General features: G+C 59.1%; 13 protein-coding genes. All 13 read left to right on the top strand.

Going from position 1 to position 18,071, the window contains the following annotated elements; genetic code table 11:
• Positions 1-5 precede the first annotated feature (5 nt).
• The 13 genes from KHO23_RS08735 to KHO23_RS08675 all read left to right on the top strand — a co-directional run bounded on the left by KHO23_RS08735 (position 6) and on the right by KHO23_RS08675 (position 18,037).
• On the top strand, positions 6-2,522 hold the full coding sequence (locus KHO23_RS08735; protein ID WP_211610606.1) for a chitinase: 2,517 nt from the start codon (positions 6-8) through the stop codon (positions 2,520-2,522).
• Complete coding sequence (locus KHO23_RS08730) at positions 2,519-3,019, top strand: hypothetical protein (protein WP_211610605.1); 501 nt, start codon at positions 2,519-2,521, stop codon at positions 3,017-3,019. The genes KHO23_RS08735 and KHO23_RS08730 overlap by 4 nt, the downstream gene beginning before the upstream one ends.
• Before the next feature lie 372 nt (positions 3,020-3,391).
• The gene (locus KHO23_RS08725) at positions 3,392-3,835 is read left to right on the top strand and encodes a hypothetical protein (protein WP_211610604.1); all 444 of its coding nucleotides are present in this window, start codon (positions 3,392-3,394) and stop codon (positions 3,833-3,835) included.
• Between the two features lie 215 nt (positions 3,836-4,050).
• Positions 4,051-4,596: a hypothetical protein gene (locus KHO23_RS08720; RefSeq protein WP_211610603.1), complete on the top strand. Its 546-nt coding sequence runs from the start codon at positions 4,051-4,053 to the stop codon at positions 4,594-4,596.
• A 147-nt stretch (positions 4,597-4,743) separates the two neighbouring features.
• On the top strand, positions 4,744-5,532 hold the full coding sequence (locus KHO23_RS08715) for a hypothetical protein (RefSeq protein WP_211610602.1): 789 nt from the start codon (positions 4,744-4,746) through the stop codon (positions 5,530-5,532).
• 213 nt (positions 5,533-5,745) lie between these two features.
• The gene (locus KHO23_RS08710; protein WP_211610601.1) at positions 5,746-6,003 is read left to right on the top strand and encodes a PAAR domain-containing protein; all 258 of its coding nucleotides are present in this window, start codon (positions 5,746-5,748) and stop codon (positions 6,001-6,003) included.
• Positions 6,004-7,251: a hypothetical protein gene (locus KHO23_RS08705; RefSeq protein ID WP_211610600.1), complete on the top strand. Its 1,248-nt coding sequence runs from the start codon at positions 6,004-6,006 to the stop codon at positions 7,249-7,251.
• Positions 7,248-11,111, top strand: a complete 3,864-nt coding sequence (locus KHO23_RS08700; protein ID WP_211610599.1) for an ImcF-related family protein — start codon at positions 7,248-7,250, stop codon at positions 11,109-11,111. Before KHO23_RS08705 ends, KHO23_RS08700 begins: the two co-directional genes overlap by 4 nt.
• Before the next feature lie 33 nt (positions 11,112-11,144).
• Complete coding sequence (gene tssA, locus KHO23_RS08695) at positions 11,145-12,704, top strand: type VI secretion system protein TssA (protein ID WP_236066767.1); 1,560 nt, start codon at positions 11,145-11,147, stop codon at positions 12,702-12,704.
• 15 nt (positions 12,705-12,719) lie between these two features.
• Positions 12,720-14,546, top strand: a complete 1,827-nt coding sequence (tssF, locus tag KHO23_RS08690) for a type VI secretion system baseplate subunit TssF (protein ID WP_211610597.1) — start codon at positions 12,720-12,722, stop codon at positions 14,544-14,546.
• Positions 14,543-15,658 (top strand): type VI secretion system baseplate subunit TssG, encoded by a 1,116-nt coding sequence (gene tssG / locus KHO23_RS08685; RefSeq protein WP_407946041.1) that lies wholly within the window; start codon positions 14,543-14,545, stop codon positions 15,656-15,658. Before tssF ends, tssG begins: the two co-directional genes overlap by 4 nt.
• 15 nt (positions 15,659-15,673) lie before the next feature.
• Positions 15,674-16,216 (top strand): type VI secretion system lipoprotein TssJ, encoded by a 543-nt coding sequence (gene tssJ / locus KHO23_RS08680; RefSeq protein WP_211610595.1) that lies wholly within the window; start codon positions 15,674-15,676, stop codon positions 16,214-16,216.
• 339 nt (positions 16,217-16,555) lie between these two features.
• A complete protein-coding gene (locus KHO23_RS08675; RefSeq protein ID WP_211610594.1) occupies positions 16,556-18,037 on the top strand; it encodes an RNA polymerase factor sigma-54 in 1,482 nt (493 codons plus the stop codon).
• Positions 18,038-18,071 lie beyond the last annotated feature (34 nt).

Below are 18,071 nucleotides of genomic sequence, written 5' to 3'. Positions count from 1 at the left end.
CACTCATGGCAGATTCGACACCGCAGAATTCACCCAGCGATCGGTTGAAGCAACTTGGCTTCGCATTTCCGTTTCGCAAGAAGGGGCAAGGTAACGCGGGTTCATCCGCTGACTTTACCGATGAGCACGAGTTCTACAAAGTATTGAAACAGGAACCGACGGGCTCCTATTCGGTCAGCGGCAAGGGCATGTGGCACGGTGGAATTCATGTTACTGAGGCCGGAGCGGGCAAGTCACTGGACCTGAAATACGGCGTACGCTGCATTGTTGACGGCCACGTGGTTGCCTATCGAATGAACCACATCTATCCGGTCAGCGAGCTACCTGCTCAGAACGGCGCGTCGGCAATCAGTGCGCCATACAGCACGGGATTCGCACTGGTGCGTCACTCGATGGAGTTCCCAAAAGGCACCACGCTCACGTTCTACAGCCTGTACGTGCACCTGCAGGATCTGGCGGACTATGAGAGTGATGCGACGCTGAGCCGACCCGCGTACTGGTCGAAAGAATATAAGGTCACGGAATTTGCGCAGGATTCGCAGAATCCAGGGCCAAACGGGCAGACAGCGTCAGCTGGACGGAAGGGGTTACGGATACGCGCAAGCTACCCGAGCGGCACCATCCTCGGCATTCTGCCACAGGGGGCGCAGGTCGTCGTCGGCACGCGCGCGCACGGCTGGGGGCAGATAAAGAACGCCCATGGAGCAACGTTGTATCCGCCGATTGCGGGCGAGTTTGTCTCTCCGGATGTCGCCACCAACGGGTGGATTTTTCTGGGTAAGGAACACGGCGGCTCGGTTGTGACGGAAGTCATACCTGACTCGTCGCTGGACCAGGTGGTCGTGCTGCCGGAGGCGCTGAAGATCAATGCTGGCGACCTGATTGGCCATCTCGGTCGCTACGACTCGTTGAGCCAGCAGAGCTCGAACCGCATGGTCCACATTGAAGTGTTCTGCGATGACAGCATCAAGACGTTTATCACGCAAGGAAAGGCGTGGATTGCCGATAACGGGGCGCATCCTGACCGATGGCAGCAATTGGGTCTGCCGAGCGCCCCGACGATCCTGCGCGTTGACCAAAATACCACGCTATATAACTTGCCAAACCAGCAGGGACAGGACGCGAAGCAGACGGGTGTGATCCAGGTGGCTTCGTTTGCCGAACTAGCCCGGCAGCCGAACAACCCGTCCAAGGAGAACACCGCAGGAAGTGACGGACGGAAGCTGTGGTGGCATGTGGACAGTGCGGACACACTGGGTAAGGACATGAGTGGATGGGTGCGCGAGGACAACTTTGCGGGTGGCCGGGTGACGCGCGAGTTTGCGCAGAAGTGGGTGGACTTCCAGCCCCTGGATGACGCGCATGATCCCACGCATACGATGTTTGCAACCACGAAAGCGTTTGTCGACTATTCGATGGGCGCGAACGTGCCAGAGCCGGGAGCGCTCGCCAAACTCAGTCCGCTGATGGCATCAATCTATCGAGCGTTATATCCGACCGGAGATGGCAGTAAAGCCGCGGATGAACTCTGCGCCGCCGCGGAGAACCCGTGGACCGCCTTGCGCATGTCGAGGCTGATCATCAGGCACGAGAGCGAGTGGGCCAATCCAGACAAGTGGAAGCAACTCATCGCGGAGATTGAAAAGCGGACAGGCCCGCAGGCTCAGCATGAGGCGGAGCAGAAGCGGATCGAAAAGCTTGTCTGGTGGGATGACGTCAAGCGCCACTTGACTGATCTGCCTGGGTCGGATGTTTTCCATATTCATCCGATCGGATTGGTGGGGAATTTTGGTAAAGGAAAATTTCAGTTTACGTTGGCCATGATGCAGCGGCTTTTCCCACACGCGAACCGCGATGCGCTGCAAGAGGTGGCCGAGGAACTCAATACCCACCTTGATATCTACAAACTCGACACGCCACTTAGAAGAACTCATTTTTTTGCTCAAGTGGTGCAGGAAACGGGATCTTCTCTCAGCCGCGAAGAGGGTTTCATCTGGAAAGCAAGTTCATTAATAGGGACATTTTCCTATTTTCATCATCATCCCGATCAAGCGAATGCACGCGGCTACCATCAAGTAAGGCCAATCAAGGCAGACGGCACAAGTATGAATCAGTCGGACTTTGAAGCTATAGCTAACGGAGCGTATGGTGGGCGTACTGAACTGGGTAACGGCGACTACGCCAGTGGCGATGGCTGGCGATATCGCGGGCGGGGCCTCAAGCAACTTACGGGAAGGGCAAACTACAGAGCCTTCACAAGATGGCATGCGTCTCTGCAAAACGAGTGGACTCAGGAGGTTCTTGACTTTGAAACATCCCCAGATCTCCTTGTCCAGCCGAAATACGCGGCAAGATCTGCCGCGTATTTCTGGGTTGGTCATAACCTTCCGGCAGAGGCGGATAAGGGAGCATCCGCCGCGCAGGTGAATGCTATTACTGCAATTGTTAACCTCAGTACAGATAGTTATGCAGCACGAGTTAACAATTTCAATGCGATCTACGGCAGAGGAGATTTCAATTGAATGTAGGACTTGGATTGAATGCGATCAAAATGACAATTTTTGTCGCAGGACTGATTTTATTTGATGTCAAAGCTGGGGCTGACGAAAATACGCTTTGTCAACCTCATGAGGAAGTGTATTTCAGCTGTCAAATTGGTGGGAAAGTCATGTCAGTCTGCGCTTCAGGAAATATTTCGCCAGATAATGGATACGTTCAATATCGATTTGGCAGGATTGGAAATATTGAACTTGAATATCCGGAAAAACCATATCCGCCCAAAAAATTATTTTCGATCAGCGATATATCGGAAGGAAACATAAATTTTACGCATGTGAAATTTGATTCTGGTAAATATCATTATGTATTGTATCAAGGAGAGCCAAGTGGGATTTATATAAAGAGGAGAGGGGAGGTGATTTCAAATCGAACCTGCGACCCCGGGACCTATCAGCCCATCAGCCCCCGAGCATTTCGAGGAATGAAAACAGTTTCCCCTATCGATGGCATCGATAACTAAGTTATGTCGACGCAAATAGGATGGGGAGCGGAGATGAACCGAGCCGAGATGGGTTCAAGTATAGCGGGCGAGGAGTCATACAAGTGACTGGAAAGGCCGGCTACCAATTGTTTCGGGACGAGCACAATCGCCGGTCTCCAGATGATATACGAGACTTTGTCACAAACTCGGAGCTCGTATCCTCAAATGTAGAATACAGAGTCGGATCTGCATTTGTCTTCTGGGCGCATAGCAATCTTAATTCCGTTACTGATACTGGGACTGTTGAAGTTGTCAAACAAATTGTCAACGGTGGGCAAAACGGCTATGGCGATAGACTTTATCGCTTCAACAGTGTTGCCTCTCTTTTGGGCTTCTCCGCGGAGTAATTGCATGAAAAAAAACATAACTGCCATTATTACGTTGGCGAACCTGGTAGCGATGTCCTGCGCTCACGCTGAAGGAATGTGCAAAGCACACGAGGCAGAAACATTTACTTGCGAAATGCAAAAATCATTCTCGTCGCTATGTGAATCTAAAGATGTCGGCACTCTTTCCTGCCGTAGCGCTGTCGCCAATAAAGTAAATTTTGAGATTTCTGAAAGTCGTGCTCGTAAGGGGAAGGTTTTTTATTTCTCTAGTACTCCATATTCCGGTGGAGGGGAGGCGCATATTCGATTCTCTAGAGCAGGGTATACCTACTATCTGTACGATAAGTCTGTTAAGACAGATGAAGGACCAACATTTTCGGCCGGCATCGTCGTATACATGGGGGCAACGAAAATCTCCGATCAGGTATGTGGCATACGATGCCTCGATACACCAGGGAGCGTATAGCGACATCACAAAAGAAAGTTATCGAAGCATAGGTTCGAAATAGTCGAACTTTAATTTCAGGGAATGCCCTTCGTAACGAACTGCGGCACCTCGGACTTATGCGAGACAAATCATGAAAAAGAGTTTTTTGCCTCGAGAAAGATCGCTGTTGAAATGTATAAGTGCATCTTCAAAGTAGCATTGGCTGATCAGTTTCAGAGTGTGGCAGGTGATCAATGATAAAAAATGTTTTAACAACTGTTGTGCGAGTGTTCATTCTGAGTTTGAGTCTCACCACTTTCTGCTCCGGTGTATCGAGCGCAGCTGGACAACAGAGTTACCGCATTCCGTTTTTGGGTGATGGGGCGAGCATAGAGTTCCGTTCGGAGCAGAGCCAGGATGGCGAAGGCGTAGGGGCATATATAACGCGTGTTAGAGCAGCAGGCAGTGTTTTCGTTGATGTGTATGAGGCGGAGGGCGGGGTTACTCCGGAAATCAAGAGCGTATTCGTGAATGGTAAAAAGCCGAAGAAACTTTTTATCATAGTGACTTGGGCTGCTGACAGTCCATCTATAGGAACTGGGGGAAGCATTTATCAGGTGTTTGCCTACGACGAACGGATCGAGAAACGCGGGACGTTGCTGAAGTTGCAGCAGGATACCGGACTGACCAAACGCTTCGGCGTTGGCTTCGACGGTACGCGCGAAGGACAGTCTGTAACATACAAATATAAGAACGCACCAGCTGTAAAACGTCAGCTCCTCGAATGGGGCTACAAGTGATTTCATTGAGACGACAACAAGATTTTGTGCAAAATCCAGTCGTGTCGTCGGCACCGACGATTTCAACCGGCACATCGGCAGGACAACGGCAGTTCAAAAGGGAAATTTCTTCTATATTCAATCAATATTTTTCGTCGGGGGGTACTGATGATTAAGTGCTGGTTTTTTCTGGCGATCGCACTTATAAGTGGTTCGGTATATGCCGAGAGCACATGTGCCGATATCCATGGCCAGGAAAGTTATCCGCCGCTGAGGATAAAGAACGGAACTATCTGCTTTGTTCAGGAGCCAGTCTTGGACCCTGGGACCAAGACGCAGATCAGTGCCGATGCGATTTCTTTGTATTATATTTTCAATGAAAATGTCCCAGTGAAGGCGGGAGGCCGGGGTCTCCTTTTTGACAATACACCAGGTGAGATTATTGACGCATTTTCGTCGAGTGTTGGTCACGATCAGCAAGAAAAAATCTTTGTGATCCATTCCCTGGAAGTACGAGAATCCCTTGTAGAGTCAAATTCGTCGGGTAAATTTTACTCGGTTTCTGTCTTTGACCCGATCGGGCACACCCTGCGTCGTGATGAGCGCGCTTCTGATTGGTTTGGGGCCGATTACAGCTGGCTGTCGGATGGACGAAGAGTAACTTATAAATTCCCTTACCAGTCAAGAAGGGATGTCCAGCAGGCAATGGGTTCTCCTTTCGCCTTGCTGATGAATAGGGACGGATTTATTTCTGTTAGATTGAAAGATAAAAGCTATCTGTTTGACGGTCCTAATGTTAGAAGTAAGACAAAAAAATACATGATTCGAGGAGATCGAGCCACTGTTGACAAAGCTACAGCGGGATGGTGTCAAGTCCACCACTCTGGAGGCGCAAAACCATTGGAGATGTGGTTAATGTGCAGTGCGTTTAATATTGACGCGCAGGCAAAGAAATAGACTGGCGCCTTAGTGGTCGTGTCGAAAAGCGTGGCCGTATGACTCGTCGAGCCTGGATCGCAAAAACAAAAATGCACATTGTGAGAAGCGACCTGGCCACTTCGATGGATGAACCATGCGATGAATAGATGAAAATCGATTTTGAGCAAGCGAATGGTCATGTGTTACGTAAATGATTCGCTTCTCAGATATAACACACTGGTAATCAACGTTATGAAAAAACTAGCATACGAAGGCGATAGCACGAGCCACGGCGGAAAGATCCTCAGCGGTTCCGACCGCATCAAGATCAAGGGTCGCCGGGCGGCACGGATTGGCGACATCGTGTCGTGCCCGATCCACGGCAACAACGAAATTATCGAGGGCGGCACCAGCATGACAGACGCTGGCGTCCCAGTGTCGCGTGATGGCGATCGAACTCAATGCGGCAGCTTCCTCATTGCTACATCGGACGGGGCGACGGTTCGCTAGATGCCAATCGACTTTGGAAGGGTGCCGCCACGGGTCCCGGTGCCGGAGCCTCCGCGACCATCGAAACTTCTCTGGGCTTTCCTGCTCGGCGTGGTGATGTGCCTGGGCGCGGCTGTGGCGATTTTTTTGTGGCCCGCAGGAAGGCCGACGAACAGCGCGTGGTTCTGGTTCTGCGTCATCGGCTATCCGATTTTTGCGTGGGCATTCCTGCTTTGCTGCTATCTCGGCTATGCGTACGCCCGACGCAGCGGAGCCATTGCGAACAATCGCATCGGCGACGATGAAGAACGGAAATGCCACGAACTGGCCAGCGCACCTCTCGCGGTGCTCGGGCACGCGTGGTGTTTCTCCAGTGATGATAAGGAGAACGGCATCGAGGGACTGGTCAACGGTAGTGTGCAGATGGTCGCTCGATCCAGCCGGGCAGTACGGGGGCTCGATGTCAAGGCACGGTGGCTGGAAATCCCTGAAAAGCCGTTCTATGCGGGAAATGAACTGACCGAGCACGCACGTCATCGGGTGGTGTTCGACTGGCTCCTGAACAGGTTAGTTGACAGGATTACTACCGAGCTGGCCGCGCTGCCTGGTCGCACCGATCTTCAGGTCGATTTGCGCATACGGTCGGAACTGGACTTGGCGGATGTGCGCTTCCGCGTGCAGGAACTGATTTTGGCCAAGGCACCGGCTTCGCGAGTGACCGTCAATGCAAGTGGAGAGCACCCGTCGCTCTTTCAAGCGGACGCCTGGCACGACGACCTGAAGCCGGGCGAGGCGCATTTGCTGATCGCGATCCAGTTGCGTCGAGCGGTTAGTGAACGGTTACAGGACGGCGTTGCCGAGACAGGCGTTGCGCTGCTGCTGGGCCGCCCTCGCATCGTCCAGAACACGCCTGCAAGCGGGACTACATCGCTACGCCTGCATCGCCCGGCTATCAAATCGTCAGACGTGGTTGGCACGGCACTCGAACTTGCCACGCGCTGGGGGCAGGCCGATTCAACAGAGATCAAGACGGTGTGGAGCCACGCGCTCGCTGATGAGGTCGTGCGTTCGATCAAATCATCGCTTAAGTTCGGCGAGCAAACGCGATGGGTTGACCTTGGCGCGACGGTTGGAACGTGTGACGGCGCGGGTAGCTGGCTGGCAACGGCCCTGGCCGCGGAACACGCGTCGCTCACCGACGATCCGCAACTCGTCCTTACCCAGGAGGGCTGTGACATGATTGCCCTCGTGTGCAGAAAGCAAATATGAGTGAACACAAACCACTGCCTGTACCGCTCTACATCGGTATCGCAATTGCTATCGTTTTCTTTGCATTGGGCATCGCCGTTTGGGTCGAGGGACCCGGGCAGGGATGGTCGCGCGATACACGAATCATTATCGAACTGTGTCTGTTTTCGGGCCTGCTTATATCCGTTATTCTCGTGAAGTACTTCGAGGCGGTTGTGTTGTGGATTGCCTCGATGCGTGCGGCAAGGTGGCTCGCGCACTACGATTGGAAGCGACAAGCTCGCGGTGGCGCTGGAGAAGCTACGCCGTCGCAAGATGGGGATCTGGGGCGACCCGATGCGCTGCGCAATGCGCTTCGCGAGCGTCATGGTTGGCGCTGGCAATACCGGGATCGGTGGGTAGTTGTTGCTGGGGATGAGGCGATCGTCAAGCGCCTGGCACCCCCTCTCGTGCAAGACGGCTTCACGATCTCGGGCGACACTATCCTGCTTTACGCGAGGCAGACCGGCGACCAACTGAGTACCGTCTGGCTCGATCAGATCCGTCGCCTGCGGCGCCGGCGGCCGGTCGATGCCATCGTGGCAGTGGTGCCGACCCATACCTCAGGCAATCGGCCCTTCGACGCGGAAAGCACCGCCAAGCGTCTGGTTCGCCACGCCCGTGCGTTGCGCTGGGCTGCTCCGGCGTATCTGCTCAACTTGACGGAGGCCGGCAGCGATGCGTCCGAGCCGGACGAGGCGATCGGCTGCACGTGGGCGAACTCACGGTTTGAATCGGGCGACGTTATCGCCTCACTGCGTGGAGTCTCCGACGATCTCGCCGATGCCGGTGTCGTGCGTCTCACGAAAGATGCGACAGACCGTTACCGCGCCGAACTGTCCCACCACATCGCGCAATACGGTAGCGCACTGTCGGATCTTGTGAGCCAGGTCGGCCAGTCGCGTATCTGGCGCAGCGCGATTCATGGCGTGCTTTTCACGCCGCTTTTCAAGGAGCGCGCTGCAGCGGTTCCAGAGGCCGCGAAGGATGACGTTGCAGCCGATAACGACGTTGCAGTCGATCCTATGCGGCAACGTACGGTCTGGCAGACAGTCGCCAACCACAGCCGCCGCATCCACGGCCGCCGCGTCGGCTTCTCGTTCTCGACGACCGCAGCGTGGCTCGCCACGACGCTGACTGGCCTTTGGATCACCGGCACCATGCTTTCGGGCTTCACGAATCGCGCGACGATCCAGGCGGCGGCGAACACAACGGCAACACTTTCCACCGCACAGGACCCCACACAGGCCGCCCTGACCCTGGACGTCCTGCAAAAGCAGCTCGACACGCTGGAAGTCCGTCAGCACGACGGCGCACCGTGGACCACGCGTTTCGGCCTCAACCGCGACGCAGAACTCTTCGCGGCGCTGTGGCCAGCCTACGAAAGTGCGGCCGCCCGAATCGTTGTCGCCCCGATCCGCGCAAAGCTCGAGGAACGCCTGCGGCAACTGGCCTCGCTATCTGATGCGGAAATAGCAAGCGGCGGGAATGCACAGATCAAGTCGGCGTACGACACGCTAAAAACATACCTGATGCTCGCGAAACCTCAGCACGCCGAAGCGAAGTTCCTCACGCCCCAACTGTTCGCAACCGGAGCGCCCGTCCACCCGGTCAGCTCGACCCTGAGTGAAGGAGCATGGCAGGACTTGCGCCAGCATCAGGCCGCGTTCTACGCGAACCATCTCGGACAACGCGTGGCGGCCAACAGCTCGTCGTCGCTCGCGATCATCCCGGACGCAGGACTTGTCAATGCAACGCGGCAGACGGTGATCGGCGTGAGAGGCATCCAGAACTCGACCGAAACGCTCTATCAGCAGATCGTCGACGACGCAAAGCCCAAGTATCCGCCGGTGTCGCTCGCGACACTCCTCGGAGACACGAGCAGCCGCGGACTGTTCAACACGACGTCGACCGTGCCGGGCGTTTTCACGCGCGCGGCATGGGACGAGCGGATTTCGAAGGCGATTGATGAGGCAAGCGAACAGAACAGCGTCGCCGCCGACTGGGTACTATCAGACGCCCCGAAGGAAGTCACCTTGGGGGACGCCCGAACCAGCGCGACACCAACCTCATCGCTGAAAGCCGAACTACAACAGCGCTACTTCGACGACTACACCCGCGCCTGGGAGCAGTTCCTCAACAGTGTGCGCTGGCAACCCGCCACGACGCTCTCGGGCACCGTCGACCAGTTGACGCTGCTTGCCGATCCCCAGCGTTCGCCGCTCGCAGCGCTGATGAATGTGGTCGTGTATCAGGCAGGCGCGGGTGCGACCACGCACTCGTTGTCCGACACGCTGATCAACAAGGCGCAGCAACTGGTTGGTGCTGCCGAGAGGGACCCAACGAAGGCAACCCAGCCGCAGAACACCGCGCCGCTCGCGTCCGCATTCGGCCCGCTCCTGCGTCTAGCCGGCAGCGATCTGGCCAATACGGGCAATACCGCAGGCAATAGCAACGCCGCAGCACAATCAGCCGCCACGAGCGAGCTCAGCGTGCCACGCTACATGGAACGCGTTATCGCAATGCGCCTGAAGCTACAGCAAATCATGATGGGCAATGATCCGGACGCGATGTCGCGCGCGGCAGCACAGGCCGTGCTGCAAGGCAAGACCTCGGATATCGCCGACAGCCGCGACTACGCGAGCCGGGTGGCCGCGAGCCTCGGCCAGCAATGGGCGGGCTTCGGTGACCTGTTCCAGCAGCCGCTCGACCAGACCTGGCAGGTCGTGCTGCAGCCGGCGGCATCGAGCCTGAACGAGACGTGGCGCACCGGCATTCTCGCCGACTGGAACCGGAACTTCGGTGGCCGCTATCCGTTCGCCGACTCCGACAACGACGCATCGCTACCGGAAATGGCCCGCTTCATGCGCCTCGACAGCGGCGTGATTACCCAGTTCGTGACTGCGCAACTGGCGGGCGTCGTCGAGCGCCAGGGCGACCGCTGGGTCCCCGCGCAGGGGTCCGGTAATAACTCGCTGACGATCGACCCCAGCTTCCTCACCGCGTTGAACACGCTCATGCGTGTTTCGACCTCGCTCTTCCCCTCTGGCGATGCGCGCGTGCGTTTCGAGCTGCGCGCAGTGCCGACACCGGGCGTCACCGACATGAAGTTCGTGCTGTCGGGCAGGGAACTGCATTACTTCAATCAGAAGGAAGAGTGGACGCCGTTTATCTGGCCGGGCGACACGCTGGAGAACATCTCGCGCATCGAATGGCAGACGCAGGAAGGCGGGCTGCGATCGGCCCTCGATACGCAGGGCCGGTTCGGACTGATCCGGCTACTCGAGCGCGCGACGGTCACGCCGCAGGACAACGCACGCTATCTGCTTGCCTGGACGCCCGACCAGAGTCTCGGCATCCCACTGAAGGTACAACTGCGCAGTGAGGCTGGGGCGGGGCCGCTCGACATGCTCGCCCTCCGGCACTTTTCCCTGCCGCAGCGGATTTTCCTGACGGGTTCGTCGCAGCGCGCCCAGAAGCAGGCGCTTGGCGGGCCTCCGCCATTGCCGGCAGCGATGCTGGAATCCGCTAGGCTTGCGGAGGTGCCGCTTCCCTCTGGTTGGCCAGACGGCAGCAGCCGGGCGACCGGCAATGATAAAGACGTTTCCATGGATGCAAGCTCCCGTCAGACAGCAGCGGCCAGTGCGCCAACGCAGCCCCATCCAGTCACGAGTAAAGCCACGGAAAGCCGGGCGAAGCCCACAGCAGGCGAGGAGAAGGTGACGTCGACGGAATCCAGTGAGGGCAGGCCGCTGTCCGATTCGAAACCGCCCCAGCCCGGCAGGCTGAAAGCGGGGGTGACCAGTGTGAATCGCCTGCTGGCCAATGCATTTGTTTATTGAGGTCAACCGGTGCTTACTCATTTCGTCAAAAATCTGCTGGGCACGAACCCGGCTCCTCCGTTACCTCCCGCACGAGCCGACGTCTGGTCGTCGTGGCTCGTGCCAGTTCCAGGCGAACATCCCTGCGGTCGCGATCCCGGCTACGAAGATGCGTTCTTCGAACTGAAGGATGAAGCCGCGAAGCTCACGGGCATCGATGACGCCCTGATCGTGCGTTCATGCGAGCAACTGATCAGGGACACGGGCAAGGATCTGCGCGTGGCCGGCTACTACGCGTTCGCGCGATTGCGCCAGGACGGTCCGGCCGGTTTTGCGGACGGGCTGGAGCTGATCGCGGCGCTGGTCGACCGGTTCGGCGTTGCGCTCCTGCCGGCGCGTGCCGAAACGAAGAAGGGAGCGCTTGAAATACTCGCGACCACGCGCATGGTCGATCTGCTCGAAAGCCGGGGCGAGTTCGCGCCGGCGGACCTTGAGCGCGCGATCGCCGCGCTCAACCTGCTCGTCACGCGTACCGACGCGTGGCCCGAAGCGGCGCGCCCGAACCTGCAACCGCTCGTCGCACGCTTTGAACGCAGCGGCGAGTCGCCGCGCGGCGCCGATCAGGAAGCGGACTCGACGCTGCATGCATCGCAAGGTGCCACCGGTAAAGCAACCGGCGCCGTGTCTTCAACGCGCGATCTGCTGGACCAGGCGCGCACGATGGCGACGTGGCTGCGCGATCAGGAAAACGGCTATCTGCCGTCGGTGCGTCTCGTGCGCAGCGTGCGCTGGGACACGCTGCACGAGGTGCCGCCCGCCGACGCACAGTTCCGCACGCGTCTCCTCGCGCCGCGCGCCGAACTGCGCCAGCAGATGAAGCGGCTCGTGTTGCAAAAACACTGGCGCGAACTGCTCGAACGCGTAGAAGGCGCCTTCATGGAAGGCGTGAATCATCTGTGGTTCGACTTGCAGTACTTCCAGCATGTCGCACTCGACCATGTCGGCGCACCCTACAACGCGTGGCGCGAATTGCTGCGGGCCGACTTCGCGCTCTTCCTCGAACGTCTGCCTGGCATCGAACGGCTCGCATTCAACGACGGCACACCATTCGCGGACGACGCCACGCTCGAATGGATCGCGCGGCACGCGGTTGTACGCGACCTCGAAGCGGGCGAGACGGTCGTGCCGTTGCCGGTCTCGGCCGATAGCGACGATGGCGCGACTGGCGACTGGCCCGAGATCGAGGCGCAGGCGCGTGACATCGCCTCAAGCCAGAGCTTGGAAGCCGCGTTTGCGTGGCTGGAATCCCTGCCCGGCGTCAGGACCGAACGCCAGCGCTATCTGCAACGTTTCGTCATGGCGCGCCTCGCCGATCACGCGGGCCGCACCGATGCCGCCTTGCCGCTGCTCGCCGAGCTCGATGCCGCTACGCAAACCGTGCCGCTCGTGCGCTGGGAGCCCGCACTCGCCTTCGAGGTGAAGGTCCAGCTGATCAAGGTGCTCAAGGCAATGAGCCAGCGCAAGGATGCGGACAGGCCCACGCTCGCCCGCCGCATCGACCAACTCCAGGGCGAGCTGACGGTGCTCGACCCCGCGCGAACCCTGGCGCTATAACCACAACGAGTTTCCATGGACCACGACGATTCAACCCTGCATTACTACGAAGCCCAGATGCGCTACCTGCGCGAGTCCGGCAAGGAATTTGCGCAGGCGCATCCCGACCGCGCACGCATGCTCAACCTCGATCGCGTGGGCGATCGCGATCCATCCGTCGAGCGCCTGTACGAAGGCTTCGCGTTCCTGACGGGGCGCTTGCAGCAGAAACTCGACGACGAACTGCCGGAACTGACCGAGGGGCTGGTGAGTCTGCTGTGGCCGCACTACCTGCGCATGATTCCGTCGCTGTCGATCGTGGAGCTATTTCCGCTCGACGAAAAGCTGCAGAAGACCGAAACGGTGCCCGCCGGCGTACCGGTGCGCTCAGCGCCGATCGTGACGCCGCTGCCGCCTGGCATGGAAGGCACGACACCAAAGACGGTGCAATGCCTCTACCGCACGACGCAGCCCGTGGCGCTCCAGCCGGTGCGCCTTACGCGTGCAGGGCCGGACGTTCGTCACGACGGCCACTCGGTCATCCGGCTGCACTTCGAGATCGATCACTCGGCGCGGCGTGACGCCACCGATCTGTCGAGACTGAGCCTATACCTGAACGCGGATCTGCCGACGGCGTTCGCGATGCACCTCGCGCTCACCCGCCAGGTGGAGTCCGTTTCATGGCGTATTCCGGAGGCACAGCAGGACCGGGCGCCCGGCGAAGCACGTCTGCTCGAAGGCGTGACCATCGAACCCGCTGGCTTTACCACTGAAGAACGTCTGTGGCCAAAAGCCGAAGCCGCCTTCTCGGGTTACCAGTTGCTGCTCGAATACTTCACGTTCCGAGAAAAATTCCTTTTCGTTGACCTGTGCGGTCTGGATGCGGCAAACCTGCCGGCGAATGTGTTCAGCTTCGAACTGGAAATCCTGCTCAAGCACGGTTATCCGTCCGACCAGCGCTTCACGGCGGAGAATGTGCGGCTCTTCTGCACGCCGGTCATCAACCTGTTTCCGCTCGACGCCGAGCCGATCGACGTCAATCATCACGAGACGGAATACCGGGTCGTGGCCGCGGGCCACCAGGGGGCCAACGTCGAAACCTACTCGGTCGACGCGATCGAGTCGTTCGATCATGCCAACGCTGAGCGTTACGAATATGTCCCGTTCGCGACGTTCCGGCACCGCGGCGGAATGTTGCGCCATGAGGCACCGGAGCGGTACTTCCATACACGTGTGAGGCAGGGTGTGACGGGCCTGCATGACACGTGGGTCATCCTCGGCGGCCACGCGTGGGGGTCGATGGAGGATCTGCCAGCGGAAAACCTGTCGCTACGCGTGACAGGCACGAACGGCATGCTGCCGAGAAAGGGCCTGCGCGAAGCGAACATCAACGAGCTGTGCGAGAGCACGCCGAACGTGTCGGCCGTGCGCAATCGGGCGGCGCCGACGTTGCCGCTCTATCCGCCCACCGGCGACCGCTTCCAGTGGCGCGTGCTCTCGCACCTCGCGCCGAACTTCCTGTCGATGATGAACGCGGAAGTGCTGCGCGGTGCCCTGGCGCTCTATGACTGGACCAACGACGAGCTGAACCGTCGCCGCCTCGCGGGCATCCTGCACGTCTCGGAGGAACTGCTTGAAGAGGTGTCGGGCGGTTCGGTCGAACGGGGTGTGCTGATCGAGGTCACGCTCGACGCTCACGCATTCGCGGGAGAAGGCGACGTGATGCTGTTCGGTGAACTGCTGCACCGGTTCTTCGCGCTGTACGCGGAAATCAACCTGTTCACGAAGCTCGCAATCGTGAGCCTGCCATCGCAGCAACGCACTGAATGGCCGCGCAGCAAGGCGCTGCGCTCGCCGCTATGAACTCGAGAGCGCTACCCAACCTGGAGCCGCTGGTCGCATCGCTGCTCGCACGCGCGCCGATGATGAACTTCATGCAGTTATGCTATTTGCTCGAAGTGCGCGTACCTGAACGCCCCGGCTTGGGTACGCGGGACACGCCCGAACACGAGCCCGTGAGATTCCGTCCGCGCGCTTGCGTTGGTTTTCCAGCCGGCGAAATCGCCTCGGTCGAGTTTGGGGAGGAGGGCGTCACGAACCGACCCAACGGACCCAACGCCCCGCCGACCGTGTACACGACGTTCATGGGCCTGTACGGCGTGGACGCAGCCATGCCCTCGCACATGATCGACGACATCGTGCTGCGAACGGAAGGACACGAAGCGCTTGAAGCGTTTCTCGACCAATTCAATCACCGGTTTGTCACGCTGCTGTATCGCGCATGGAAAAAGTACCGCTATCCGATCGGCTTTCGTCCAGGCGGCACCGACGCGCATTCGCGCAAGCTGCTGTCGCTGGCGGGTTTCGGCTGGGGTGAGAAGCCCGCGCGCGCCGGCTTGCCCGACTCGCGTGTACTGGCGCTGCTGGGGCTGCTGATCCAGCGCACGCGCACGCCCGAAGGTCTTGCCGGAGTCGTCGCACTGGCCGCGCCCGGTGTCGATGTTCGTGTTGACGAGTTCTTCCCGACGCTCAAGGGCGCCGGAAGGCCGCAACCGCTCACGTCTGCGAGCCGTGCCGACGGCGCACAGGGTGATGGCAGGCGCCGTGGTCTCGGTGGCGGCTATGTGCTCGGCACGCGCCTCACGTATCGGAGCCGCGCCGCCCGCGTGACATTGCGGCCGGCGAGTGCACAACAGGCCCACGACCTGTTGCCCGGAGCGTGGCTGCACCGCGAGCTGATGGCCTTTATCCGCCTGTACGCGGGCACCAAGGCCGACGTGTTCCTGCGCATGGAAGTGTCGTCGCGAATCGCCCCCCCGCCGAAAATCGGCGTGGCGCACGAAGGTCCGGCGCCGCGTCTTGCCTGGACCACCGTGCTGCCTTCAGACGACGAACGTCTGATCACCATTGCGCTCGGTTCTTATGAAGCGTTTCCTGCGCCGGGGCCGAACCCGTTCCTCGCGTCGCCTGCCTGATTCTGGAGTGCCTCTATGCCCATCCGCTCAACCACCTTAACCGTGACCCTCCTTGCCGCCAGCCTGATGCTCAGCGCATGTGGCGCATGGCAGACAGTATCGGACTCGACCTCAAGTGCCTATCACGCCGTCTTCTACAAACAGGTCAAAGTGCTGAAAGTCGACCTGACCGCGCGCGCCTCGATCAATCCCGACGAAGCAAAACGATCGACGTCAGTCGCCGTGCGTGTGTACCAGCTCAAGGATCGCAAGCTCTTCGACAAGGCATCGTATGACGATCTGCTGAAGAACGACAAGACCATTCTCGCGCAGGATCTGCAGGCCAGCATTGCGACGGTAGTCAGTCCCGGCGCTTCCGCAAGCGTGTCGCAGCCGATGCAGCCCGACACGGAATACGTGGGTATCGTCGCGTTCTACCGGAACCCGGATTCGAACGGGACCTGGCGTCGTGTCGTTCCAAAGAAAACGCTCTCCGCCGATGCGCCGCTCAAACTGGAACTCCTTGCTAACGAACTGGCAATCCCCGGTGATGAACCACGTGTGAGGGCGGTTCAATGAAGTGCTTCAACACCGCTCGTCAAACTGAAAGCCGCTGAGGTACTTGTCGCAAAGAGACTTTACGTCGCGCGTCTGTCCCGATGGCCGGAAAAGCTGTTACGCCTTATGTATTTAGCTGAGGAATAGCGGAGAAAGGCGGTCCGGCCCGCTATGCGGCGGCCTGTAAGCCCCACGACCGCAAATTGCCGGGTCCTTGTAAAAATGGGCTTCGCGGGATACGCAAACGGCGGGCCTGAAACGGCAAAGCTGAGAAAAAACAGTGTGTTGGGCGAGTTGGTATGACAGTTGCTCTATCGAGGCCACGCACCCTTTCTCAGCGATCAACGGGACCTCACTACAATGCCGTCAATTGAACTACGCACAAGGCAGTCTCTCGCACTCACGCCGCGTCTGCAGCAATCGGTGCGTCTGTTGCAGTTGTCATCTCTGGAGTTCCAGCAGGAGTTGCGCACCGCGCTCGACACCAATCCGTTCCTCGAGTACGACTCGACAGACACGGAAGATGTCGCGCTCGCCACCACCACGCCGGGCGAAGACACGGGCGTGACGCTCGCCACGGACACCGTGGCCCCAACCGAGCCTGCGTCGTCGCCGGTTGAAACCAGCGGCGGCGACACGATGGAAAACGTGGGGCAGGACGACATGCCTGGCGATTTTTCGGGCGACTACGGCAGCCGTGGTTCGATGCGCCAGAACGGCGACGCCGACAGCAGCGATCCCGCCGAATGGGCACGCTCCCAACCCACCTTGCGCGAACAGTTGCACGACTCGCTGCGTCTGTACCGGCTCGACGACCGTGACCGCGCAGTGGTCCGCTTCATCATCGAGGCGCTCGACGACGATGGCTATCTGCGTCAGGATCTCCGCGATCTTGCGGATAGCGTCGATCTCGAACCCGAACTGACCGAAGAGGAATTGCTGGTGGCGTTGCGCCTCGTGCAATCGCTCGATCGTCCCGGTATTGGCGCGCGCTCGCTGTCCGAGTGTTTGTCGCTGCAAGTCAACGCCTTGCCCTCAGACACACCGGGACGCGATGTGGCGCGGCAAATCGTCGAGCATCATCTCGAACGCCTCGCGCGCCGCGAACAGGCTGAACTGCAAAAGCAGATCGGCTGCGGCGCCACGGAACTGCGGGTGGCCTGCGCGCTGGTGCGCAAGCTCGACCCTAAACCAGGCAACAGCTACGGCCGCACCGACGATAACTACGTGGTGCCGGACGTGATCGTGCGCCAGGTACGCAACAAGTGGGTGGTGACGATCAATCCCGCCGTGCAGCCGCGCGCGCGTATCCATCGCATGTATGCCGAGCTGTTCGCACAGTCCGCCGGTGCAAGCCGCTCGCCACTCGCGCAGCAATTGCAGGAAGCGCGCTGGCTGATCCGCAATGCGCAGCAGCGTTTCGATACGATTCAACGCGTGGCCGAATGCATCGTCGCGCATCAGAAAGCCTTCTTCCAGTACGGTGAGATCGCGCTCAAACCGATGGTGCTGCGCGATGTGGCCGGAGAACTCGGTCTGCACGAGTCCACCATCTCGCGCGCGACCGGCAACAAATATATGGCCACGCCGAGCGGCATTTTCGAGTTCAAGCACTTCTTCCCACGCGAGCTCGGTACGGAAAGCGGCGGCACCTGTTCGGCCGCGGCTGTGCGCGCGCTGCTCAAGGAAATGATCGCCGCCGAGAACACGCGCGATCCGCTCTCGGACGTGACGCTCGCCAGGATGCTTGCGGATCAGGGTGTGCTGGTGGCACGGCGCACGGTCGCGAAATACCGCCATCTCATGAAGGTGCCGCCGGCCGAACTGCGCCGCGAGGTATGAGCGTACTTCGCACCCGTTGAAGCGGGGCTGTATC

Origin of the sequence: Paraburkholderia haematera, assembly GCF_905220975.1 — a bacterium.
GTDB classification, from domain to species: Bacteria; Pseudomonadota; Gammaproteobacteria; order Burkholderiales; family Burkholderiaceae; genus Paraburkholderia; species Paraburkholderia haematera.
Note: the sequence above shows the minus strand (reverse complement) of the source record. Positions and strands in the feature narration are given on the sequence as shown.